The organism is Ensifer sp. Root1252 (genome assembly GCF_001425885.1).
Lineage (GTDB): Bacteria > Pseudomonadota > Alphaproteobacteria > Rhizobiales > Rhizobiaceae > Ensifer > Ensifer canadensis.
In genome coordinates this window covers 180,437-202,363 of sequence record NZ_LMDT01000012.1, presented here as the reverse complement: position 1 = coordinate 202,363, position 21,927 = coordinate 180,437, and the positions used below count along the sequence as shown (strand labels likewise).

The following is a 21,927-nucleotide window of genomic DNA, read 5'->3' as shown; positions in this document are numbered from 1 at the left end:
TTGGGGCGGGATGCGGCCGGAAAACCGCACGCAGTTTTCCTCATCCCGCTCTGACGCCGGCTTTCAAGAAGAAGCACAAAGGCTTGGGGGAAGCCCCGGCTTTTCCTTTCAGATTCCCAACAGTTTCTTGGCCTGGCCGAGCGTTGCCTCCGACGCGGCGTGATCGCCGGCCTTGTGCTGGTCTTCGCCCTGCTTGCGCAGCGCCGTGACCTTCGCCATGTCGGCCTCGGAAAGAGAGGCCGTCGGGATGGCCGCATCGATCGCAGCCATCATGGTGGGGCACTGGTTGGCAAAGGCCGTCGCAGGCGCAAGCGCGAGCAAAAGGGCAATCGAGATCCTGGTAATCATGGTCGCTCCTCCACCACCGGGAGGCTGCAGCAAGTCAAAGTGCAACCGCGACCTTTGCGCGTCAGACAGGGCGCGCGGCGCAGCCGTACCTCTCCGGCAATCAGAGGATGATAATCCAGGACGCGCCCGAAGCCAACGCCGGAGCGTTCAGCGCACCCTGCCCTGCCCGCGCCGTCTTCGACGACACGACCAGCGACAGGGATTGCCCGCACAAAGGCGGTGAGGAACCTACAGGACGAGATGCCGGATCAGCATCACCACCACCCAGCCGATGACGAGCATGCGCAAGGTGGAGAGATTAAGCCCGAGCGCAATGGCGAAGGCGACGAACATCGAGACCGCGACGTCGAAGCCGCCATAGACGAAGGCCGGCGCCACCAGCGTCGTCAGCACCGCCGCCGGAACGGCGTTCAATGCCGATTCGAGCCGCGGCGGGATCTGCTTCATCTGGGTGATGAGCACATAGCCACCGATGCGGGTGATGAAGGTCGCAACGGCCGCCGCGATGATCAGATAGATGAGATTGAGGTGTTGCGGGTCCATGGCTCAGGCCTCCTTCTCGATGGCGACGGGCGGTGCCGAAACCGTCTCGGTCGGCGGCAGGCAGGCGGCGAGCAGCACGCCCGCCAGCGCCCCGATGCTGACATGCCAGGGCGAGCCGACGAGATGCATGCCGGCAACCGACGCCACGGCAGAAACCGCAACGATCGGCAAAAAGCGGTCACGCTTGCGAAAACCCATCACCAGGCCGAGGAAGTAGATCGGCAAGAGCACGTCGAGGCCGATGGCCTTGGGATCGCCGATCAACTGACCGAAGATCGCGCCAAGCAGCGTGTTGAAGATCCAGGGGAAATAGATCACCAGGCCGAAGCCGAGATACCAGGGGAAGGTCACCGGCAGGCCACGCTCGCCGCGCTTCTCGGTCTCGGCATATTGCGGATCGACCAGCAGGAAGAAGGCAAAGAACTTCTGGACCGGGGTGAAATGCCGGATGTATTTGGCGATCGAGGCGGAATAGAGCACGTGGCGGAAGTTGACGGCGAAGACCGAAAGCACCACCAGCCATGGCTGGACATGGTTGCCGAACAGCTCGATGCCGACCATCTGGCTGGCGCCGGCATAAACCGTCGCGCTCATGAACACGGTATCGGCGATGGTAAAACCATTGTCGACCGCAAGCGCACCGAACAGCGCGCCAAAGGGTGACGCCGCTAGCATGATCGGGAAGCCGCCGCGCACGCCTTCCCAGAATTCGTCTTTTCTCATGGAATCCTCCCGCGGCGCCGGCAATGGGCGCCCGCGGCATGCCGTCTTTAATCGGGATCGATCAAGGCCACATGCAGCATTTCAAAACTGCGACAGCGACTGTGCACCTCAAGGCGCGCGCGGCTGTCGTCCTGTGCCGGACAGATAGGCGTTCCCGCCCCGACCAACAATTCAATTGCGCTTATACAATGATTGAATTTTATGATGCCTGACCGCGGCAGGCTTGAACGAAATGCGCACGGGTCGATAAGCGATCGCCGCTTTTTCACCGCCGCCTCGCCACCGACCACCTGGCGGTGGGGCATTTATCCGAAGATCGCTCCCCCAGTGGGATAGGGCGCAAGCCGCATGACCTGCGCCCTCCTGTTCAAAGTCGCCGTGTGCTCGTTGGCGCGGCCAGGTCGTGCAAAGAGATGTGTCAGCGCTTGACCTGGAACGTATGCTCGACACCCGGGAACGTGCGCGCCTTGACCTCGTTGGCGTATTCCTCCGCAGCCTTCGAGATCGCCGGCGCCAGTTCGGCAAAATGTTTGACGAAGCGCGGCTTGAAGTCGTTGAACAGGCCCAGCATATCGTCAGAGACGAGGATCTGGCCGTCGCAGGCCGGCGATGCGCCGATGCCGATGGTCGGCGAGCGCAATTCCCCGGTGATCTCGCGCGCAACCGGCTCGACGGTGCCTTCGACGACGATCGCAAAAGCGCCGGCATCGTCGATCGCCTTGGCGTCGCGGCGGATCTTGGCCACTTCCTTCTCGTTGCGACCGACCGAGCGATAGCCGCCGGTGGTGTTGACGAGCTGCGGCATCAGCCCGACATGGCCGAGAACCGGAATGCCGCGGCTGACGAGGAACTCGACCGTCTCGGCCATCTCGGCGCCGCCCTCGAGCTTCACGGCGCTACAGCCGGTTTCCTTCAAAACGCGTGCAGCACTTCGGAAGGCCTGTTCCTTGGATTCCTGGTAGGAGCCGAACGGCAGGTCGATGACAATGCAGGAGCGCTCCGAGCCGCGCATGACCGCCTGGCCATGGGCGATCATCATCTCGAGCGTGACGCCGACGGTGGTGTCGAGACCGTAGAGCACCATGCCGAGCGAATCGCCGACCAACAGGAAATCGACATGCGGATCGAGCAGCCGGGCAATCGGTGTCGTATAGGCCGTCAGGCTGACGATCGGGCGCTCGCCCTTCAGCGCCTCGATATTGGCAGGGCTCAGGCGGCGTCTGGCAGATTGTACGCTCATTCTCAGGCAACCTTTGCAAAATGGGCGGATTTGGCGGCAATCACGCGGTTGTCGAGCAGCTTCGTCGTGCCGAAGCGCACGAAGAGCAGCAGCAGCACCGGCTTGTCACCGATCTCTTGAATTGTTTCGAGCGTGCCAGGATCGCGCAGCGCCACGACTTCGGGTCGAGCCAGCGGTTCGGCGGAAAGAAAAGCCGTCACGGCCCTTTCCACTTCGACGGCATCGGTGATCCCGGACGCGACCAGCCGCTCGGCCTCGGCAAGTGCCTTCGGCACGATGGCAGCCGCTTCACGCTCAGCGGCGCTGAGGTAGACATTGCGCGACGAACAGGCGAGCCCATCGGCCTCGCGCACCGTCGGCACGCCGATGATCTCCACCGGCTGGGCGAGATCATCGACCATACGGCGAATGATCTGCAGCTGCTGGAAATCCTTCTCGCCGAAATAGGCGCGGTCCGGCTGCACGATGTTGAACAGCTTGGTGACGACAGTCGCAACGCCGGCAAAGTGGCCGGGACGCACGGAACCTTCAAGCTCGGAGCCGAGCTTCGGCACGTCGACCACCGTTTCCATCGGTCGCGGATACATGTCGGACACCCCTGGCGAAAACAGGAAGTCGACGCCGCCCTCTTCCAGCATCGCCTGATCGCGGGCGAGATCGCGCGGATATTTGCTCAAGTCTTCGTTGGGGCCGAACTGCAGCGGATTGACGAAGATGCTGGCAACGACGACGTCATTTTGCCCGCGCGCACGGCGCACAAGCTCCATATGGCCGACATGCAGATAGCCCATGGTCGGCACGAGCCCGACCGTCTTGCCTGCCCGCCGGTATTCGGCAAGGGCTGCGCGCAGCTCGGTGATGGTGGTGATGGTCTTCAAATCCGGACCCTCCAATCCGCGAAGGCGCCGCTAGCGCCCCGCCCCGCGGCCTGTGGCTCTTGGCCCGCTCCGCGAAAAGGCAATTGCACAAAATTTGGCTGCAAACCTCTATCTTGTGCAGCGCAAAAAGACAAACGGAATTGGTGCCGCTGCGAATAGAGCCAAGCCAATTATCGCACGGTCCGGGCGGGCAAGCTCAGCTGTGGGCGGAACTCGGCACCCGCCAGGGCGGATCGAGCCTGTTGGCGCCTGCGAAATAAAGTACGATGCGGTTGCCGGCGGGATCAAAGATTTCGGCTTCCCGCCACCGCCAGCTCTTGTCGGCGGGACTGCTCGCAAACAGGATACCGGCCTCGATCAGCCGGCTGACGGTCAGATCCAGATCGTCGCACTCGAAGTAGACGGTTGTGCCGCTGCCGCCCGCCTCGCCCTGATGCAGCGAAAACGAACTGCCGCCATCCGGGCAGACGAAGCGCACATGATGCGGCCGCGCATCGACGATCGGCTGCAGCCCGAGCGTGCGGTAGAACTCCCACCCCGCATCGAGATCGGGCATCGTCACCGTCACCTGGTTCAAACGCATCGTGTCTCCTCACATCCCGGGCGCCGACAGTCATCGTTGCTCGCCGCACCTCTTCACGAGGTCCGGAGACCATGGAACATCCGCCAGAAATGTGCGAGGTGCAAACGATGCGGATTCAGCATGGACCGCCAAACTCTGATCGGCCTCGTGTGGCACTCGCCGCCGTTCCAGATGTGCTCGCCCATTTCGAGCGCGCCGCCGGCACCTTGCCGAGCGAATTGCCAGTAATCTCGGGTGAACCGGAAATGCTTGAAAACCTATGATTGCACACCACATCAGCGGGGACACTTCGCATTTCTCAAAAAATGTCTGAACGGCTGTCGGCTGCGTGTCACGCCGAACGTCCTAGTTATGTTCAATCAAGAAAATCCCTACGAGGAGCATTCCATGCGCATGATTTTTGTAAACCTGCCCGTCAAGGACCTGAAGGCGTCCCGGGCCTTTTTCGCGGCACTCGGCTATACCTTCAACGAGCAGTTCTCCGACGACACGGCCGCCTGCACGGTGATCTCGGACAATATTTTCGTCATGCTTTTGACCGAACCGAAGTTCCGTGGCTTCATCACCGGCGAGATCAGCGATGCCAGCAAGGGCACCGAGGTCATCACCGCCCTTTCCGCCTCGAGCCGCGCCGAATGCGACGACATGCTCGCCAAGGCACTCGCTGCCGGTGCCAAGCCCTGGAAGCCGGCACTCGACTACGGCTTCATGTACGGCATCAGCTTCCAGGATCTCGACGGCCACGTCTGGGAATTCATGTGGATGGACATGGAAGCCGCCCAGCAGCAGGCCTCCTGATCTGACGCAATCCCCTTGCCTTGCGCCCGCCGCGTTTCGCGGCGGGCGCTTTTTTTTTGTCTGATCCGGTGCACGCAACTATGAGCGAGGCTATCGGCCGCAGAGGTTTTGGGGAGAAATTGCCCGAAAAACCGGATAGTTGGGGAACCCATACGTCGAGAAGGCGAGTGAGCCGTCGCTGACGCTTGCAATGAGCAGAATGAGGAAGCCCCATGTCCATGAATGTCGAAGCCAAGCATTGGTCCAAGGTCGAGCTTTTGCACGAGACCGTGCGCAACCCGAATATCCATGTGCGCGGCACCAACAGCTACTACAGCAACGCTTGGACGGGTTCCTTCGAGGAGAGCGTCGTTCGCTACCTCTATGGCGACGACTACAGCCTCAAGGCCTGGGAGCCGTAATGGCCGATCGACCAGTTGCGGATCGGAGACTACGTCGCGATCGGTGCCGAGGCGGTAATCCTGATGGGTGGCAACCACACCCACCGCACCGATTGGGTCAGCCTCTATCCGTTCATCGATATGATTGGCGAAGCCTATATCGGCAAGGGCGACACGATCATCGGCGACGGCGCCTGGATCGGCATGCGCGCCATGATCATGCCGGGAGTCACCCTTGGTGAAGGCGCCGTCATCGCTTCGGGCGCGATCGTCACCAGAGACGTGTCGGCTTACACCATCGTTGCCGGCAATCCGGCCCGCCCCGTTCGCCAGCGCTTTCCCGAAGCAGACATCGAGACGTTGCTCTCACTCGGCATCTACCGATGGGAGAGGTCGAAGTTCGACGCGCTGCGCAATGTCATCTGCGCCGACGACATCGCCGCGCTGAAGGCAGCATCCAAAGCCTACGACGCGGAACAGGCATAACGACAACGCCTGCCAGCGCCCCTGATCGTGGGCATCAGCCCCCGATCAGCGCCAGCCACTCGTCCTCGTCCATCGTCTGCACGCCGAGTTCGCGCGCCTTGTCGAGCTTGGAGCCCGCTCCCGGGCCGGCGACGACGATATCGGTCTTCTTCGACACGGAACCTGCCACCTTGGCGCCGAGGCTTTCCGCCTTGGCCTTGGCCTCATCGCGCGTCATCTTTTCGAGCGAACCGGTGAAGACCACGGTCTTGCCGGCGACCGGGCTGTCGCTCGCAACCGGTATCTCCGCCCCTTCGGGCGTCACTTCGGCAAGCAGTCGCGTCACCACTTCAAGGTTCCTCGGCTCCTTGTAGAACTCGACGATGGCGCGGGCGACGACTTCGCCGATGCCGTCGATACTGTTGAGTTCGTTCCAGGCATCACCCGTAAAGGTGCCGGCTTCGCTCATGGCTGCGCCGAAGGCCTCGTAGGTGCCGTAGGAGCGCGCGAGAAGCTTGGCCGTGGTCTCCCCGACATGGCGGATGCCAAGCGCGTAGATGAAGCGATGCAGCGCGATCGAGCGGCGGGTGTTGATCGCGTCATAGAGCTTGCGCACGCTGACGCGGCCGAAGCCGTCGATGTTTTCGAGCTTTGTCAGCGACGTCTCCTGGCGCTTTTCCAGCGTGAAGATGTCGGCCGCCGTGCGGATCGACAGCGTCGGATCCTCGCTCTCGAAGAAGAACTCGATCTGCTTGGAGCCGAGGCCTTCGATGTCATAGGCATTGCGCGAGACGAAATGCTTGAGATGCTCGACCGCCTGCGCCCGGCAGACGAAGCCGCCGGTGCAGCGGCGCACTGCATCCACCTTGCCGGACTTCTCGTTGATGTCGCGCACCGCATGGCTGCCGCAGACCGGGCATGTCGTCGGAAAACGATAGGGCTCGCTCCCCTCCTTGCGCTCGTCCATCACCACGTCGACGATCTGCGGGATGACGTCGCCCGCCCGCTGGACGATCACCATGTCGCCGATACGGATGTCGCGACCCTCGCGGATCGGTTCGCCGCTGTTGCCGAGCCCCTTGATGTAATCCTCGTTGTGCAGCGTCGCATTGGTCACGACGACGCCGCCGACGGTGATCGGCTCCAGCCGTGCCACCGGCGTCAGCGCGCCGGTGCGCCCCACCTGGATGTCTATGGCCGTCAGCCGCGTAAATGCCTGCTCGGCCGGGAACTTGTGCGCCGTCGCCCAGCGGGGCGAGCGCGAGCGGAAACCGAGCCGCGCCTGCAGGTCGAGCCGGTCGACCTTGTAGACGACGCCGTCGATATCATAGTCGAGATCAGGCCGTTCGCGCTCGATATGGTGGTAATGCGCCAGCAGCTCGTCGGCCGACGAAATCCGCTGCATCAGTGGATTGACCGGGAAACCCCAGGCCTTGAATGCCTCGACCATGCCGAATTGGGTATCGGCAGGCATTTCCGACATTTCGCCCCAGGCATAGGCAAAGAAGCGCAGCTTGCGGCTGGCAGTCACCTTGGCGTCGAGCTGGCGGAGCGACCCGGAAGCGGTGTTGCGCGGGTTGACGTAGAGCGGCTTGCCGAGCGCTGCCATCTCGGCGTTGAGTGCGGCAAAGTCGGACTTCGCCATGTAGATTTCGCCGCGCACCTCGACGATCTCAGGAGCGCCGGCCGGCAGCGTCTGCGGGATCATGCCGATGGTGCGGATATTGGCGGTGACGTTTTCACCTGTTGTGCCGTCGCCACGGGTCGCCGCCGTCACCAGCCGCCGGTTCTCGTAGCGCAGCGACATCGAGAGGCCGTCGATCTTCGGCTCGGCGGTAAAGGCGATCGAATTATCCGGCAGCTGCCCGAGGAAGCGGTAGACCGAGGCGACGAAATCGCGGGCGTCCTCGTCGGAAAACGTGTTGTCGAGCGACAGCATCGGCCGGGCATGAACGACCGGCTGGAAGGTAACGGATGGCGCTGCCCCCACCTTCTTCGATGGGCTGTCCTCGCGCGCAAGCGCCGGAAACTGCGCCTCGATCGCATCGTTGCGCCGCTTCAGCGCGTCATAGTCCGCATCCGTGATCTCCGGCGCGTCGTTGCCATGATAGAGCGCGTCGTGCCGGGCAAGCTCGGAGGCGAGAAAGGCCAGCTCCTCGGCGGCTTCCGTTTCGTTCAGCTTCTCGACGGGTTTCAGTTCACTGGACATGCGCGACGACTCCGGATTGGGAGTCGTTTTTTAGAGCAACTGTCGGGAAAGAAAAGAGCGGCCGTTATCGGTCTCCCCTGATCATCCGGCCGGAGCGACACTTGGCTCGACGTCGGCGCAGCGGCGGATCTCCAACTCACACCAGCGCTCGTATCGCTTCTGGTAGCGCGCGCGTATCCCTTCCAAATCCTGCCGGTGGACGCCGCGTCTGGTGTAGATCCATTTGCCTTCCGCAAGGCCGCGCATGACGCGACCAACCGGATCGAGGCCGAACATTTTCAGGATGGCGGCGCCGCCCTTGTCCCAGCCGATGCCATAGAGGTCGATACCTTCGGGCGGAAACTCCTGGTACTCCAGGATCGCCGACACCGTCGCCCAGACGAGGATGCCGTTCTGCCGCCGGCGTTCGCTGCGCATGGAATCGAGCAGGTAGCTGAGATTGAGGATGGTAGCGAGATAGACCACCTTGGCCTTGCGCGCCTTCGGATGGACAAGCAACCCGTTGGCAAGCAGGTCGTCGAAGCCATAGTCACCTTGCAGGAACAGCTTGAAGTGCTTCTTCTCGAAGGCGTAGTAGTCGGTGAAACCGTAGATATTGTCGTCGGAGTCCTGCAGGCAGATCAGGCTGTAGGGATCGGAGAAGAAGGCTTTCATATCCTCCTCCGGATCGATCGCGTCGCTCTGAAAGACGTCCTGCGCCTTGCGGATGACATCATAGGCAACCGCCGTCGATGGCGGGACACGCACCAGGTACGGGCGGTCATCCTCAGCGCTGGAGCGCAGAAACCCGAGCGGTGCGGCGCCATCGTCCTTCTCGTCCGGCAGTTCGATGCTGCGCGCGCCGCGAAGTCGCGCGACCAGATAGGGGATGAGCGCCGTGCCGGCCACCACCGCCAGGATGCCGATCACCCCCAGCTGTTTGTTGGCTTCCTTCATCGTCAGGATGTAGCCGACGAAGGCGAGAGAATAGAGCAGGATCAGTTCCGGATGCTTGCGCATCTGGTCCAGTCGAAGCTGAATTCGCTGCTGGAGCTGTTCCCACATGCCAAAGCTCGCATATCCGCGCAACGCCTAATAAAGACACGCGCTCGACCGGGAGACAACTTGGCGAGAAGGCGTAGCGGGCACTAACCGTTGCCGGAAAGCAATCGGGCGGCGGCCGCCCTCGCCTCTTCGGTGATCGAGGCACCGGCGAGCATGCGGGCGATTTCCTCGGTGCGGGCCTTGTCGTCCATTCGGGCGACGCGGGTCGAGATCATCTCGGCCTTTTCGGTCGATGGTCCCTTGGAGATCAGCAGATGCGTCGCCGCGCGTGCGGCAACCTGCGGCGCATGGGTGACCGAAAGCACCTGCACCGTGCCGGAAAGGCGCTTCAGTCGCTGGCCGATGGCATCCGCGACCGCGCCACCGACTCCGGTGTCGATTTCGTCGAAGACGAGGGTCGGCGCCGAGCCGCGGTCGGCAAGCGCCACCTTCAGCGCCAGCAGGAAGCGCGAAAGTTCGCCGCCCGAAGCCACCTTCATGATCGGCCCCGGCCGGGTGCCCGGATTGGTCTGGACATGGAATTCGACCAGATCGATGCCGTCGACGGTCGGCTGGGCCGCATCGCTCTGCACTTCGACCATGAAGCGGGCACGTTCGAGCTTCAGCGCCGGCAGCTCGGCCATGACTGCAGCAGACAGCGCCGACGCCGTGTTCTGTCGCTTGTCGGACAAGGTGCGCGCCGCAGCGTCGAAAGCCACCCGTGCCGCAACAACCTGCATGTCGAGTTGCTTCAGCTTCTCCTCGCCGGCATCGAGGTCGGCCAGGTCGGAAATCATCCGCACCGCCAGCGCCGGAAGCTCGGCGACCGGCACGGAATATTTTCGGCTGGCGCCACGAAGCGCAAACAGGCGCTCCTCCACCCGCTCCAATTCCTTCGGGTCGAATTCGGTGTTGCGCAGCGCTCGCTCGACGGCCATTTGCGCATCCGAAAGCTGGTTCAGCGCGGCATCCAAGAGCTCGACGGTTTCTTCCAGCAGCCCCGGCGCCTCATGGCTCTTGCGCTCCAGCCGGCGCACCAGCGAGGCAATCAATGGAACCGGCGAGCCGTTGCCGTTGAGAAATTCGGAGGCTTCGTTGATGTCGCCGGCGATCCGCTCGGACTTCATCATCCGCGCGCGCTTTTCGGCAAGCTCGTCCTCTTCGCCATCGCGCGGGCTGAGCTTTTCCAGTTCTTCGACAGAGGAGCGCAGATAGTCCGCTTCGCGTGCTGCCGCCTCGACGCGCTCGCGATGCTTCTTCAGTCCGCGTTCGGCATCTTTCCAGGCGCGGTAGAGGCCGGAGACCTGCTCTGCCTCGTCGGTCGTGCCGCCAAAGGCGTCGAGAAGCGTGCGGTGCGCGTCGATATCGACAAGCGCGCGGTCGTCATGCTGCCCGTGGATTTCGACCAGTGTCTGGCCAAGTTGCCGCATCAATTGAACGCTGACCGGCTGATCGTTGACGAAAGCCTTGGTGCGGCCATCGGCCGACTGCACGCGACGGAAAATCAGATCGCCATCATCGTCGACGCCGTTGTCACGCAGCATCAGCCGTGCCGAGTGCCCCATCGGCACGTCGAAGACCGCCGTCACCTGGCCCTTGTCCGAGCCGTGACGCACGAGCGAGCCGTCGCCGCGCCCGCCAAGGGCCAGCGACAGGCTGTCGAGCAGGATCGATTTTCCGGCACCTGTCTCACCGGTCAACACGGACAGGCCGGCCTCGAACGCCAGATCAAGCCGTTCAATCAGGACGATATCGCGGATCGAGATCTGGGCGAGCATCCGGGGTCAAATCTTCCGTGTCAGGCGCCGATCAGCTTCTTGCCTGCGCGCGCAATCCAGGAATTGCCGCTTTCGCGAGGCTCGAGGCCACCCGACTGCAACAGCTTGAAGGAATCACCATACCACTGGCTGTCCGGATAGTTGTGTCCGAGAACGGCGGCAGCGGTCTGCGCTTCGGAGGCCACGCCCATTGCGTAATAGGCTTCGACCAGACGGGCCAGTGCTTCTTCGACCTGGTTGGTATTGGGATACTTCTCGACGACGGTGCGGAAACGCGACACGGCGGCGAGGTATTCCTTGCGCTCGAGATAATAGCGGCCGACCTGCATTTCCTTGCCGGCGAGCTGGTCGCGGGCAAAGCGGATCTTCGCCTGGGCATCCTCGACATATTGCGAGTCCGGATACTTGTCGACGACGGCCTGCATCGCCTCGATCGCCTTAAAGGCCGGCTTCTGGTCCTGCGTCACGCCCGGGATCTGCTTGGTATAGGCAAGCCCCTGAATGTACTGCGCATAGGCCGCATCTTCCGACTGCGGATAAAGGTTCAGGTAGCGCCCGGTGGAATTGATCGCCTCCTGGTACTGGCCGTTGCGATAGCTGACGAAGGCGTTCATCACGAGCGCCTTGCGCGCGTATTCGGAGAAAGGATGCTGCCGGTCGAGCGCTTCGAACTTGCGCGCCGCTTCCGTGGTCTTGCCGGCATTGAGGTTGGCGAGACCCTGGTTGTACAGCACCTCCGGCGGATCGGTCTCGGCCGTCAGCTTGGTGATGTCGATATCGGGATCGTTCTGGCAGGCGGTAATCAGGGCGCTGCCGGCAACGGCCGCGACTACCACGGCGAACACACGCGCTGACTTTTTCAAATCAACAGAAACTGCAAGAACCATCGGATATTCCCGTTCCATTCTGCGGGCATCGACCCCGCCAGACATGCGCTTTTAGAGCAAGTTGCCTCAATGCCGCAACGTCATGATCGGTGATTCATGCAAATTTATGGCGGCGCCGACATGAAAATGCCGGCCTTTCGGCCGGCGACTGGAGGAGAGTGTCTTTTTGTTGTTATGCGGACCAGGGCGCGAAGCCCGGAACTGCAACCGCAACCATGTCGCGCGCACGGGTGCGCTGACGTGGCGTGGCGGTTTCAACGACCTCGTAGGCCGAGGGATCACTGAGCAGAGCCTTGAGCACATTTGCGTTCATCTTGTGACCACCGCGATAAGAACGGTAGCAGCCGATAAACGGTGCGCCGGCAAGCGAAAGGTCGCCAACGGCGTCGAGCGTCTTGTGGCGCACGAATTCGTCCGTATAGCGAAGGCCTTCGACATTGATGACCGAATCGTCGTCGGAGATCACGACCGAGTTTTCCAGCGACGAGCCCAGCGCGTAGCCGGCAGCCCAGAGGCGCTCGACGTCGCGCATGAAGCCGAAGGTGCGGGCACGCGACAGTTCGCGCTTGAACACCGAAGGCGTCATGTCGCCCTTCCAGGCCTGGCGACCGATCAGCGGGCAGTCGAAATCGATCTCGACCTCGAAGCGCATACCGTCATAGGGCGTGAATTCCGACCAGGACGCACCTGATTCGATCCGCACCGGCTTGATCACGCGGATGTAACGACGCTTGACCGCCAGCGCGCGAACGCCCACCTGCTCGATCGCATCGATGAAGGGTTCGGAGCTGCCGTCCATGATCGGCATCTCGGCGCCATGAACCTCGATGGTGAGGTTGTCGAGGCCGAGCGCGTAGATGGCGGCCATCACATGCTCGATGGTTGCGATCGAGGTGGCCAGCGACATGCCGAGAACGGTGCAGAGATCGGTGTTGCCGACCTGCGAGGAAACCGCCTTGAACTCGCTCAGGCGGCCGTTGGCGAGAACGCGCTGGAAAACGATGCCCGCATCGGCTTCGGCCGGATGAAAGGTGATTTCCACCTCGGCGCCCGAATGAACGCCAATTCCCTTGAGCGTTACCGGGCTAGCAATCGTGGTCTGAAATCCGAGCAGTTCGATTCCCATTCTCGTCGTCACTTTCAATACCTATGGCCATAAGGCCCAAACATCAGGCGGATGCAGCGGTTTTCAGGGCGCAAGAAAGGCGCCCGAGAGTTTCGGCCCAAAGGCCGGAACTCTGCGTTTCGAACAGACAGCGCGTGATCGAATCGCATGCATCCCCAATTCCGAGCTTGAAAATAGTGGTTCTGAGGCACCATTCCAAATCACTGTTCGTTTCGTTTTGTTACGCATCTGTAACACGCCGTTCGACGCCGGCAACCTATTGAAAGAATGCTAGAAATACAAAAATGCCCGGGCGGTAGCCCGGGCATTCGGCAAGGTGAAGGAACGGGCCTTCAAATCAGTTCGATTGACGGCGCAGGAACGCCGGGATCTCGAGCTGATCATCTTCGTGCGAGCGCGCCTGCGGTGCGGCGCGACCGTGATCGTCAAGCTGGCCGCGACGCGGCGCATAGAGGCTGGCCTCCGGCGAAAGCGGACGGCGCTGCTGGGAAGCCGCACTCGGCGCACCGGCCGTCATGTCGGCGTTGACGCTGGGGCTTTCCCTTTCGCGCAGGCCGAGCGAGCTGGTGATGCGGTTGAGAAGACCCATCGGGCCGCGCTCTTCCTGCAACTGCGGCGCCGGCTGGGCGCGCTGGTCCATCTCGGCCTTTACGACGGGCGGGAAGTCCTCGACCTTCGGCATGCGAACCGGCTCGGCCTGCTGGCGCACCACCGGAGCGATCGGCTCCTGGCGCTGAACCGGCTGCGGCTGGACCTGTGCGTGAACCGGCATTTCGACCGGACGCTGAACTGGAGCCGGCTGGCGCATGACCGGAGCGGCTTCTACCGGTGCGGCACCGGCAAAGAGCTTGCTCTGGGGACGAAAGTCGTCGTGAGCCTGCTGCATCGGAGCCGGAGCCTGGGTGGCGGCGCGGGTTGCGATGTCGAGTTCGCGTTCCATTTCCGCTTCGCGGATCGCAAGCGCGATCTGGTCGACGGAGTTCTGCTGCTGCACCGGCTGGGCGACCGGCTGCTGGACCGGAGCGGGCTGGTGCTGGGCAACCGCCGGCTGCTGTGCCGGAATGGCTGCGGACGGACGGATGATCGGCTTCTGCGCTGCTACCGAACGAAAGTCGGCCGAACGACCGGCTACCTCCGCGGCCGTGCGATCGATACCGGTGGCAACGACCGATACGCGGATCAGGCCTTCAAGTTCTTCGTCGAACGTGGCGCCGAGGATGATGTTGGCGTCCGGATCGACTTCTTCGCGGATGCGGGTCGCAGCTTCGTCGAGTTCGAACAGGGTCAGGTCGCGACCACCGGTGATCGAGATCAAGAGGCCCTGTGCGCCCTTCATCGAGGTTTCGTCGAGCAGCGGGTTGGCGATCGCAGCTTCGGCAGCGGCCATTGCGCGGCCCTCGCCCGAGGCTTCGCCGGTGCCCATCATGGCGCGACCCATTTCGCGCATCACCGAGCGGACGTCGGCGAAGTCGAGGTTGATGAGGCCTTCCTTGACCATGAGGTCGGTGATGCAGGCAACACCCGAATAGAGGACCTGGTCGGCCATCGCGAACGCATCGGCAAACGTCGTGCGGTCATTGGCGATGCGGAAGAGGTTCTGGTTCGGGATGACGATCAGGGTGTCGACCGACTTCTGCAGTTCGGCGATGCCCTGGTCGGCGAGCCGCATGCGGCGCTGGCCTTCGAAATGGAAAGGCTTGGTGACGACGCCGACAGTCAGGATGCCCTTGTTGCGGGCGGCCTGCGCGACGATCGGGGCTGCACCGGTGCCGGTGCCGCCGCCCATGCCGGCGGTGACGAAGCACATGTGGGTGCCATGCAGGTGATCGATGATCTCATCAATGCACTCTTCAGCAGCCGCGCGGCCGACTTCCGGCTGCGAGCCGGCGCCCAGACCCTCGGTCACGGCGACACCCATCTGGATGACCCGTTCTGCCTTGGTCATGGTCAGCGCCTGCGCGTCGGTGTTGGCAACGACGAAGTCGACGCCTTCAAGACCCGCTGTGATCATGTTGTTGACGGCATTGCCGCCGCCGCCGCCAACACCAAAGACGGTGATGCGGGGCTTCAGCTCCGTGATATCCGGCTTCTGCAAGTTGATAGTCATAGTACCCGTTCCTTCTGTTTTCTGGCCGCCTTGCCGAGCCGACCAAATCCTTGAAATTCCAACTTTGTCTTCGTCCGGCATCGTCCCTGTTCGGTGCCGGCCGTACTCCGCGCATAACCCCGAAAATCGTCTGCGATTTTCGGAAAGGCTTATGCACGTCACAAACCTTAGAGCGCGCTTTGCACGTCCATCCGGACGCGCGGCGCTCTAAAAACTTTCCTTCAGCCACTGGCCCATGCGGGCGATGCGGCCGTTGCCGTTGCCGATCGACGAGAACATGCCGCCCTGGGCCGCATGCGTTTCGAGGTCGGCGACCTGCGGATAGATCATCAGACCGACGGCCGTGGAGAACGCCGGTCCCTTGGCAGCAGCCGGCAGCCCGGAAACTCCGAGCGGACGGCCGATACGAACATTGCGCGCCAGGATGCGGCGTGCCGCTTCCGGCAGGCCGGTCAACTGGCTGGCGCCACCCGTCAGCACGATGCGCTTGCCGACGATCGGGCTGAAGCCCGAGCGCTGGATGCGGTCGCGGATGAGCTCCAGCGTTTCCTCGATGCGGGCGCGTACGATCCGCGACACCAGAGCGCGCGGCACGTGGGTCGGCTGGTCGCGGTCGTCCTCGCCGATCGGCGGGACCGAGACGATGTCGCGCTCGTCGGCGCTGTTGGGCAGGGCCGAGCCGTGCACGACCTTCAGCCGTTCGGCGTCTTCGATGCGGGTCGAAAGACCGCGCGCCAGGTCCGTCGTCACATGGTGGCCGCCGAGGCTGACCGCGTCGGCGTGAACCAGCTTGCCCTCGGCAAAGACCGAGATCGTCGTCGTGCCGCCACCCATGTCGATCGCGGCGCAGCCGAGTTCGACTTCGTCATCGACAAGAGCCGCCAGACCGCTGGCATAGGGCGTCGCAACGATGCCCTCGACCGAGAGATGCGCTCGGTTGACGCAAAGTTCGAGATTCTTCAGCGCCGCCCGCTCCGCGGTCAGCACGTGCATGTCGACGCCGAGCACGTCGCCGAACATGGCGAGCGGATCGCGGATGCCGCGCTCGCCGTCGAGCGAGAAGCCAGTCGGCAGCGAATGCAGGATGGCGCGGTCGGAACGCAGCGATTGCTGGCCGGCGGCCGACAGCACTCTCTTCAGGTCGCTGGCATCGACTTCCTGGCCACCGAGGTCGATGGTCGCGGTATAGACGTCGCTCTGCAGGCGGCCTGCGGAAATGTTGACGATGAGGCTGTCGATGGTGAGGCCGGCCATGCGCTCGGCCGCATCGACGGCGAGCCGCACGACGCTTTCGACCGCATCGAGATCGGCGACGACGCCGTTCTTCACGCCGCGGGATTTCTGGTGGCCGATGCCGATGATCTCGACGCTATGCGTGCGGTTCGGCAGGATCTGGCTTTCGGCGCGCGGCGTCAGCCGGCCGATCATGCACACGATCTTCGTCGAGCCGATATCCAGCACCGAGACGACATGAGACCGCTTCGAAGAAAGCGGCTTCAGGCGCGGCAGGCCAAAGCTGGAGGAACCGAACAAACTCATATCCGCCCCTCTTTCTTTCTCTCCGTCTCCTGCGCCTTCAGCATCTTGTCCCTCGCCTTCAAGGCAACTTCGCGCCGGGTGACCGCATCCGGCGTCAATTGAACTGTGGTTCGATCTTCCAGCCGCAGATCGACTGCGGCGATGTCGCGCTCGAGCAGCTGGTGCTCGCTTTCCATCTCCGACAGAACCTTCATCGCACGGGCGACATCGTGTTCCGGCAGCTTGACGACGATGCCGTTGTCGAGGCGCAGATCCCAGCGACGGCCGGCGACGCGCACGAAGGCCCTCACCCGCGAGCGAATCTCCGGCCAGCGGGAAAACTCGTCGTAGAAATCGGCCGCTGCCGTCTCGGCGTCGCGGCCGACGAACAGCGGCAGGGCTGCAAACTTGTTGTCGCGCAGCGGCGCAATCGCGCTGCCGCTGCGCTCGATCAGCGACAGGTCGGAGCCGTGCTGCCAGATGCCAAAAGCCTTGCGCTCGGTGAGCGTGACTTCGATCGTGCTCGGATAGACCTTGCGAACCGTAACGCCCTGCACCCAGGGCAGTTCGGCGATCAGCTTGCGCGCTTCGATGATGTCGAGCGCCACCAGCGACGTCGTGCCGTCAAGGCCGAGCTGCTGCAGGATATCGATCTCGGAGGTCTGCTCGTTGCCGGAGACGCGCACGTCCTCGATGGCAAAGCCGGCCGCCGTCGTCGATGCCTGCGCGACGTTCTGTGTGTGGCCGCCGAGCGACATGCCGTAAAAGCCGGTGGCGGCGAAAAACGCGACGGCAGCGATCGTGCCGGTATGGGCTGGAAAGCGGACGCGGCCGCTGCCGAGGCTGACCAGGAAGCGAACGGCCTTGCGAAGCGGCCGCGGCAGAACGCGTGCGCCATCCGCCTCGGCAGCAACTGCGCCCAGCGGGTCACGAACTCTCTTGCCCCTTTTGCCCCTTACCGCAAGCACGAAGCGTCCTCCACCATCCAAGTCAGAAACTCGCCAAAACCAAGGCCAGCATGCTGAGCCATCTCGGGCACCAGGGAGGTTGGGGTCATGCCGGGCTGGGTGTTGATTTCCAGCCAGATCAATTCGCCTTCACCGGAGGTACGGTCGTCGAAGCGAAAGTCGGATCGGCTGACGCCCCGGCAACCGATTGCCTGATGCGCCTTCAATGCGAGTGTTTGTATTTTTTGGTAAATATTTGGTGAAACCTGTGCCGGAATGACGTGTTGCGAGCCACCTTTTACGTATTTGGAATCATAATCGTAGAAGGCGTGGCCCTGCGGGATGATTTCGGTGACGCCAAGCGCCCTATCGCCCATGACGCCGCAGGTGAGTTCGCGGCCGGCGACATAACGTTCGACCATGATTCGGTCGCCATAACGCCACTCGCTCGAGGTAACGACCTGCGGCGGATGCGACTGATCTTCCTTGACGATGACGACGCCGAAGCTCGAGCCTTCGCTGACCGGCTTGACGACGTATGGCGGGCGCATCGGATGTTTCGGACCAAAGCCCCGGCGATCCATCACCAGCGCTTCGGCAACCGGAACACCGGCGGCGGCGGCCACGTGCTTGGCCTGCGCCTTGTCCATGGCGAGTGCGGAGGCCAGAACGCCAGAATGGGTGTAGGGAATTTCCAGATATTCAAGAATGCCCTGGATCGTGCCATCCTCGCCGAACGGACCGTGAAGGGCGTTGAAGGCGACGTCCGGGCGCAGCGCGGCCAGAACCGAAGCGACATCGCGCGCGACGTCTACACGCGTAACGCGGAAACCTTCCGCTTCCAGAGCATCGGCGCATGCAGCCCCGGACGACAGGCTCACCGGTCGCTCCGAAGAAAATCCGCCCATAAGGACAGCTACATGCTTGCCGTTCATTCATACCCCCGAAAATACGTCACTATCGCAACGCTTGCTTGCGCCTGGCTGAATCCGGCAACGCGAGTCACCGGTGGCCATCGGAGGCACTAGAACGGCATTATAGTTAATGAACCGTTTACTTTTATTAACCTTAGTCGGGAAACGATCGGCAGCCGTGCTCGAAAACGTTGCGATTACAACGCTTTCTGGCACGAAATCAGCGCGTTGGCGCGGCCTGTTTACACAAAACACAAACCGCTAAAAAATGAAGGCCCCGCACCAATTCGGTGCGAGGCCTTAACGATTGGCGGTATTTTCGGCTTAACGATCAGTCGTTTTTGCCGAAGCGATTAATCGTCTTCACCGACGATTTTCCAGACGATTCCCGCGATCGCGGCGCCGACGATCGGAGCCAGCCAGAAGAGCCAAAGCTGCGAAAGCGCCCAGTCTCCAACGAATAGCGCCTGCCCTGTGGAGCGGGCCGGATTGACCGATGTGTTGGTGACCGGGATCGACACCAGATGGATCAGCGTCAACGCCAGGCCGATGGCGATCGGCGCAAAGCCTGAGGGCACGCGGCCATGGGTGGCACCGAGAATGATGAACAGGAAGAAGAAGGTCATCACCACTTCCATCACCAGCGCGGCCGTCAGCGAATAGCCGCCGGGCGAATGTTCGCCATAGCCATTGGCGGCAAAGTCGCCGAGCTGGAAGTCCGCCTTGCCGCTGGCGACGACGTAGAGCACGGCTGCAGCGACGATCGCGCCCAGCACCTGGGCGATGATGTAGCCGATGAGGCTGGAGGCTGGGAACTTGCCGGCAACGGTCAGACCAACAGAAACGGCCGGGTTGAAATGGCCGCCGGAAATGCCGCCGACGGCATAGGCCATGGTGAGAACGGTGAGGCCGAAGGCGAAGGAAACGCCGAGCAGGCCGATCCCAACAGCCGGAAACGCAGCCGCCAGCACCGCACTGCCGCAGCCGCCGAAAACGAGCCAGAATGTACCGAGAAATTCCGCAGAAAGCTTCTTGAACATGCATTCGCTCCCGAAAACCGAAGCTGATCGCTTCAATCGCCCAGAGTTTGCCACATTTTGATTCCGGTCAACCCCGGTTGTGACAGGGATGTCATCGCCCGCAAAACACGAAACCGCACGCCGGGCCTTCACTTGTCTGCCTATTTTAGGAGCAGCCGTGCCTATGATTCGCGCGAGCCATGCACCCTCGGAATAATGCTGCGCCACCCCTCGGATTCGTTCGCATTTCTTACGAATTCAGGGTTTCAACATGCGGAAACTTGCGTTAAGACGCCCCGACCGCCTCCCAAGACGGCATGACATCCATATCAGGAACGACAACAATGACAGACGCGACAACCTCCCTGTCGCCGAAGGATAGCGCGTTGCAGACGCCGGCAGTGAACTCCCCTGCCCGGGTGCTGTTCGCCAGCCTCGTCGGCACCACCATCGAATTCTTCGACTTCTACGTTTACGCCACCGCAGCGGTGCTCGTATTCCCGCATCTCTTCTTTCCGACGTCCGACCCGACATCGGCCATGCTGCAATCCTTCGCCACCTTCTCCATCGCCTTCTTCGCCCGCCCGTTCGGCGCAGTGATCTTCGGCCATTTCGGCGACAAGGTCGGCCGCAAGGCGACGCTGGTCGCAGCGCTGATGACCATGGGCATTTCCACCGTCGTCATTGGCCTCTTGCCGACCTACGCGTCGATCGGCGTCGCGGCCCCGCTCTTGCTCGCCCTTTGCCGCTTCGGCCAGGGCCTCGGCCTCGGTGGCGAATGGGGCGGCGCCGTGCTGCTCGCAACCGAGAACGCGCCCGAGGGCAAGCGCACATGGTATGCCATGTTCCCGCAGCTCGGCGCCCCGATCGGCTTCATCCTGTCGGCCGGTACCTTCCTCATCCTCGGCGAAGTCATGACAGATGAGGCCTTCCTCGCCTGGGGATGGCGCGTGCCCTTCATTGCCAGCATCCTGCTGGTTATCGTCGGCCTCTATGTCCGCCTGAAGATCACCGAGACGCCGGAATTCCAGAAGGCGATCGACAAGCACGAGCGCGTCCAGGTTCCGATCGCGCAGATCTTCCGGTTCCACAAGCGCAGCCTCGTGCTCGGCACCTTCGTGGCGCTTGCCACCTTCGTCTTGTTCTACCTGATGACGGTGTTCTCTTTGTCCTGGGGCACGGCCAAGCTCGGCTATTCGCGTGAGCAGTTCCTCGTCGTGCAGATGACCGGTGTCGTCTTCTTCGGCCTGATGATCCCGGTCTCGGGCATCCTGTCGGACCGCTACGGCCGCCGCCTGGTGCTGATCATCACCACCATCGGCATCGGCGCCTTCGGCCTGGTCATGGCACCGCTCATGGCCGGCGGTCTCGGCGGCGCCTTCCTGTTCTCCATCCTCGGCCTCGGCCTGATGGGGCTCACCTATGGTCCGATTGGCGCAGCACTCGCCGCCCCCTTCCCGACCTCGGTGCGTTATACCGGCGCGTCGATGACCTTCAACCTCGCCGGCATCTTCGGCGCGTCGCTCGCGCCCTACATCGCCACCTGGCTTGCGACCAACTACAGCCTCGACCATGTCGGCTACTATCTGCTGGGGGCCGCTGCGATCACGCTCGTTTGCCTGGTGCTGTCGACGGAAGAAGAGGTTTCGGCCTGATTTCTGTTGCGCCTCGCCACACACGCGGCCTGTTCCACAAAAAACGAAAGAGCCGCAGCGACAACGCTGCGGCTCTTTCCGTGGGCCAGTTCTGGTAGCCAAGTCTCCGACCAGTTGCCTAGTCCGAACTTGCTCCGATGAAGATAGTTGCAGTTGCATCCGTTCTGAAGAGAAACGCGAAGTCCCAAAACACGGGATAGGCGGGATGCCCGTTGCTAAGCCAGAAGATCTCGATTGTTGCTGATGTCTTGACCATCGTGTCGACCTGCGCCTTGAGCAGCTCAACTAAGGAAGTGAATTGTCCGGATTTAAGTGCTGTACTTGATGGACCAGCGCTAGAGTCACCAACATACAGCACGGCTTCCATAACCTCCGGCCACACCGACCCACTTTGTACTTCTTCTATTCCGCCCAACACAGCTCCTGTCCCCAACACCATCTGAACAATTGCAGTTGAATCTATCTGGCTCCCCAGTTGCACCTCGTACAACTTCAGAAAAACGGAATAATTTGTTGAACCAGCATTCAAAATGGCAGCGATTTTTCCCAGAGTTCCCTGATCCATTGTTAGTCCAGACGTTAGAGTATGCGGAAGTTAGCAGGTGCCAGCTTGGTTGCGGCACGTCATGACAAGTTGGCTTTAGCCCGCGACCCTCGTTGCCAGCAAGCTCTGATCTTGTCTCCCTGAATCCAATTTCCTGGATCCAGCCTCCGCGCAAAGATGCCGACCTGGACCCGTGGATGCGAGGATCAAGCCCAAGCATGACGGCGAGAGAAAGAGACTCC

At 62.3% G+C, this 21,927-nt stretch carries 22 protein-coding genes; 5 read left to right on the top strand and 17 right to left on the bottom strand.

Annotated features, from left to right (window positions below; genetic code table 11):
• Window positions 1–108 precede the first annotated feature (108 nt).
• From ASD02_RS13470 to ASD02_RS13445, 6 genes are all read right to left on the bottom strand, one after another.
• The gene (locus ASD02_RS13470) at window positions 109–348 is read right to left on the bottom strand and encodes a hypothetical protein (protein ID WP_025427705.1); all 240 of its coding nucleotides are present in this window, start codon (window positions 346–348) and stop codon (window positions 109–111) included.
• A 228-nt stretch (window positions 349–576) separates the two neighbouring features.
• The gene (locus ASD02_RS13465; RefSeq protein ID WP_025427706.1) at window positions 577–891 is read right to left on the bottom strand and encodes an AzlD family protein; all 315 of its coding nucleotides are present in this window, start codon (window positions 889–891) and stop codon (window positions 577–579) included.
• Between the two features lie 3 nt (window positions 892–894).
• Window positions 895–1,614, bottom strand: a complete 720-nt coding sequence (locus ASD02_RS13460) for an AzlC family ABC transporter permease (RefSeq protein ID WP_025427707.1) — start codon at window positions 1,612–1,614, stop codon at window positions 895–897.
• A gap of 418 nt (window positions 1,615–2,032) precedes the next feature.
• Window positions 2,033–2,854: a 3-methyl-2-oxobutanoate hydroxymethyltransferase gene (panB, locus tag ASD02_RS13455; protein ID WP_025427708.1), complete on the bottom strand. Its 822-nt coding sequence runs from the start codon at window positions 2,852–2,854 to the stop codon at window positions 2,033–2,035.
• A gap of 2 nt (window positions 2,855–2,856) precedes the next feature.
• Complete coding sequence (gene panC, locus ASD02_RS13450) at window positions 2,857–3,732, bottom strand: pantoate--beta-alanine ligase (protein WP_025427709.1); 876 nt, start codon at window positions 3,730–3,732, stop codon at window positions 2,857–2,859.
• Between the two features lie 196 nt (window positions 3,733–3,928).
• Window positions 3,929–4,315 carry a glyoxalase/bleomycin resistance/extradiol dioxygenase family protein gene (locus tag ASD02_RS13445; protein ID WP_057220771.1) on the bottom strand — a complete coding sequence of 129 codons (387 nt, stop codon included), beginning with the start codon at window positions 4,313–4,315 and terminating at the stop codon, window positions 3,929–3,931.
• A 71-nt stretch (window positions 4,316–4,386) separates the two neighbouring features.
• Between ASD02_RS13445 and ASD02_RS39400 the strand changes: the two genes are divergently transcribed.
• The 4 genes from ASD02_RS39400 to ASD02_RS13435 all read left to right on the top strand — a co-directional run bounded on the left by ASD02_RS39400 (window position 4,387) and on the right by ASD02_RS13435 (window position 5,979).
• Window positions 4,387–4,578, top strand: a complete 192-nt coding sequence (locus ASD02_RS39400) for a hypothetical protein (protein ID WP_144239155.1) — start codon at window positions 4,387–4,389, stop codon at window positions 4,576–4,578.
• 124 nt (window positions 4,579–4,702) lie between these two features.
• Entirely contained in the window at window positions 4,703–5,113 is a 411-nt protein-coding gene (locus ASD02_RS13440; protein WP_025427711.1) for a VOC family protein, read from the top strand.
• A 212-nt stretch (window positions 5,114–5,325) separates the two neighbouring features.
• Window positions 5,326–5,514, top strand: coding sequence for a hypothetical protein (locus ASD02_RS39750; RefSeq protein ID WP_244494215.1), 189 nt, complete (start codon window positions 5,326–5,328; stop codon window positions 5,512–5,514).
• 15 nt (window positions 5,515–5,529) lie between these two features.
• Window positions 5,530–5,979, top strand: coding sequence for a CatB-related O-acetyltransferase (locus ASD02_RS13435; RefSeq protein WP_244494214.1), 450 nt, complete (start codon window positions 5,530–5,532; stop codon window positions 5,977–5,979).
• 34 nt (window positions 5,980–6,013) lie between these two features.
• Here ASD02_RS13435 and ligA read toward each other — a convergent pair whose 3' ends face one another.
• From ligA to aqpZ, 10 genes are all read right to left on the bottom strand, one after another.
• Window positions 6,014–8,167, bottom strand: a complete 2,154-nt coding sequence (ligA, locus tag ASD02_RS13430; protein ID WP_057220770.1) for an NAD-dependent DNA ligase LigA — start codon at window positions 8,165–8,167, stop codon at window positions 6,014–6,016.
• A gap of 81 nt (window positions 8,168–8,248) precedes the next feature.
• Window positions 8,249–9,211, bottom strand: a complete 963-nt coding sequence (locus ASD02_RS13425; protein ID WP_025427714.1) for a hypothetical protein — start codon at window positions 9,209–9,211, stop codon at window positions 8,249–8,251.
• Between the two features lie 83 nt (window positions 9,212–9,294).
• Entirely contained in the window at window positions 9,295–10,968 is a 1,674-nt protein-coding gene (recN, locus tag ASD02_RS13420; protein WP_025427715.1) for a DNA repair protein RecN, read from the bottom strand.
• A gap of 20 nt (window positions 10,969–10,988) precedes the next feature.
• The gene (locus ASD02_RS13415; protein WP_025427716.1) at window positions 10,989–11,855 is read right to left on the bottom strand and encodes an outer membrane protein assembly factor BamD; all 867 of its coding nucleotides are present in this window, start codon (window positions 11,853–11,855) and stop codon (window positions 10,989–10,991) included.
• A gap of 172 nt (window positions 11,856–12,027) precedes the next feature.
• Window positions 12,028–12,981, bottom strand: coding sequence for a UDP-3-O-acyl-N-acetylglucosamine deacetylase (gene lpxC / locus ASD02_RS13410; RefSeq protein ID WP_057220769.1), 954 nt, complete (start codon window positions 12,979–12,981; stop codon window positions 12,028–12,030).
• Between the two features lie 337 nt (window positions 12,982–13,318).
• A complete protein-coding gene (gene ftsZ / locus ASD02_RS13405) occupies window positions 13,319–15,088 on the bottom strand; it encodes a cell division protein FtsZ (RefSeq protein WP_025427718.1) in 1,770 nt (589 codons plus the stop codon).
• A gap of 207 nt (window positions 15,089–15,295) precedes the next feature.
• Window positions 15,296–16,627 (bottom strand): cell division protein FtsA, encoded by a 1,332-nt coding sequence (gene ftsA / locus ASD02_RS13400; RefSeq protein ID WP_025427719.1) that lies wholly within the window; start codon window positions 16,625–16,627, stop codon window positions 15,296–15,298.
• Entirely contained in the window at window positions 16,624–17,529 is a 906-nt protein-coding gene (ftsQ, locus tag ASD02_RS13395) for a cell division protein FtsQ (protein WP_225906334.1), read from the bottom strand. Before ftsQ ends, ftsA begins: the two co-directional genes overlap by 4 nt.
• 32 nt (window positions 17,530–17,561) lie before the next feature.
• The gene (locus tag ASD02_RS13390) at window positions 17,562–18,488 is read right to left on the bottom strand and encodes a D-alanine--D-alanine ligase (RefSeq protein ID WP_057220768.1); all 927 of its coding nucleotides are present in this window, start codon (window positions 18,486–18,488) and stop codon (window positions 17,562–17,564) included.
• 332 nt (window positions 18,489–18,820) lie between these two features.
• Window positions 18,821–19,507, bottom strand: a complete 687-nt coding sequence (aqpZ, locus tag ASD02_RS13385) for an aquaporin Z (protein WP_025427722.1) — start codon at window positions 19,505–19,507, stop codon at window positions 18,821–18,823.
• A 323-nt stretch (window positions 19,508–19,830) separates the two neighbouring features.
• On the opposite strand from aqpZ, the gene ASD02_RS13380 reads away from it, so the two are divergent.
• Entirely contained in the window at window positions 19,831–21,141 is a 1,311-nt protein-coding gene (locus ASD02_RS13380; protein WP_025427723.1) for an MFS transporter, read from the top strand.
• Between the two features lie 118 nt (window positions 21,142–21,259).
• Here ASD02_RS13380 and ASD02_RS13375 read toward each other — a convergent pair whose 3' ends face one another.
• Window positions 21,260–21,706 (bottom strand): hypothetical protein, encoded by a 447-nt coding sequence (locus tag ASD02_RS13375; RefSeq protein WP_057220767.1) that lies wholly within the window; start codon window positions 21,704–21,706, stop codon window positions 21,260–21,262.
• Window positions 21,707–21,927: the final 221 nt, after the last annotated feature.

What these genes read in the sequence shown, in the direction of transcription:
- ASD02_RS13470 (WP_025427705.1), bottom strand. Translation starts at nt 348, where the DNA reads ATGATTACCAGGATCTCGATTGCCCTTTTGCTCGCGCTTGCGCCTGCG.
- ASD02_RS13465 (WP_025427706.1), bottom strand. Translation starts at nt 891, where the DNA reads ATGGACCCGCAACACCTCAATCTCATCTATCTGATCATCGCGGCGGCC.
- ASD02_RS13460 (WP_025427707.1), bottom strand. Translation starts at nt 1,614, where the DNA reads ATGAGAAAAGACGAATTCTGGGAAGGCGTGCGCGGCGGCTTCCCGATC.
- panB (WP_025427708.1), bottom strand. Translation starts at nt 2,854, where the DNA reads ATGAGCGTACAATCTGCCAGACGCCGCCTGAGCCCTGCCAATATCGAG.
- ASD02_RS13445 (WP_057220771.1), bottom strand. Translation starts at nt 4,315, where the DNA reads ATGCGTTTGAACCAGGTGACGGTGACGATGCCCGATCTCGATGCGGGG.
- ASD02_RS39400 (WP_144239155.1), top strand. Translation starts at nt 4,387, where the DNA reads ATGGAACATCCGCCAGAAATGTGCGAGGTGCAAACGATGCGGATTCAG.
- ASD02_RS13440 (WP_025427711.1), top strand. Translation starts at nt 4,703, where the DNA reads ATGCGCATGATTTTTGTAAACCTGCCCGTCAAGGACCTGAAGGCGTCC.
- ASD02_RS39750 (WP_244494215.1), top strand. Translation starts at nt 5,326, where the DNA reads ATGTCCATGAATGTCGAAGCCAAGCATTGGTCCAAGGTCGAGCTTTTG.
- ligA (WP_057220770.1), bottom strand. Translation starts at nt 8,167, where the DNA reads ATGTCCAGTGAACTGAAACCCGTCGAGAAGCTGAACGAAACGGAAGCC.
- ASD02_RS13425 (WP_025427714.1), bottom strand. Translation starts at nt 9,211, where the DNA reads ATGTGGGAACAGCTCCAGCAGCGAATTCAGCTTCGACTGGACCAGATG.
- recN (WP_025427715.1), bottom strand. Translation starts at nt 10,968, where the DNA reads ATGCTCGCCCAGATCTCGATCCGCGATATCGTCCTGATTGAACGGCTT.
- ASD02_RS13415 (WP_025427716.1), bottom strand. Translation starts at nt 11,855, where the DNA reads ATGGTTCTTGCAGTTTCTGTTGATTTGAAAAAGTCAGCGCGTGTGTTC.
- lpxC (WP_057220769.1), bottom strand. Translation starts at nt 12,981, where the DNA reads ATGGGAATCGAACTGCTCGGATTTCAGACCACGATTGCTAGCCCGGTA.
- ftsZ (WP_025427718.1), bottom strand. Translation starts at nt 15,088, where the DNA reads ATGACTATCAACTTGCAGAAGCCGGATATCACGGAGCTGAAGCCCCGC.
- ftsA (WP_025427719.1), bottom strand. Translation starts at nt 16,627, where the DNA reads ATGAGTTTGTTCGGTTCCTCCAGCTTTGGCCTGCCGCGCCTGAAGCCG.
- ASD02_RS13390 (WP_057220768.1), bottom strand. Translation starts at nt 18,488, where the DNA reads ATGAACGGCAAGCATGTAGCTGTCCTTATGGGCGGATTTTCTTCGGAG.
- aqpZ (WP_025427722.1), bottom strand. Translation starts at nt 19,507, where the DNA reads ATGTTCAAGAAGCTTTCTGCGGAATTTCTCGGTACATTCTGGCTCGTT.
- ASD02_RS13380 (WP_025427723.1), top strand. Translation starts at nt 19,831, where the DNA reads ATGACAGACGCGACAACCTCCCTGTCGCCGAAGGATAGCGCGTTGCAG.
- ASD02_RS13375 (WP_057220767.1), bottom strand. Translation starts at nt 21,706, where the DNA reads ATGGATCAGGGAACTCTGGGAAAAATCGCTGCCATTTTGAATGCTGGT.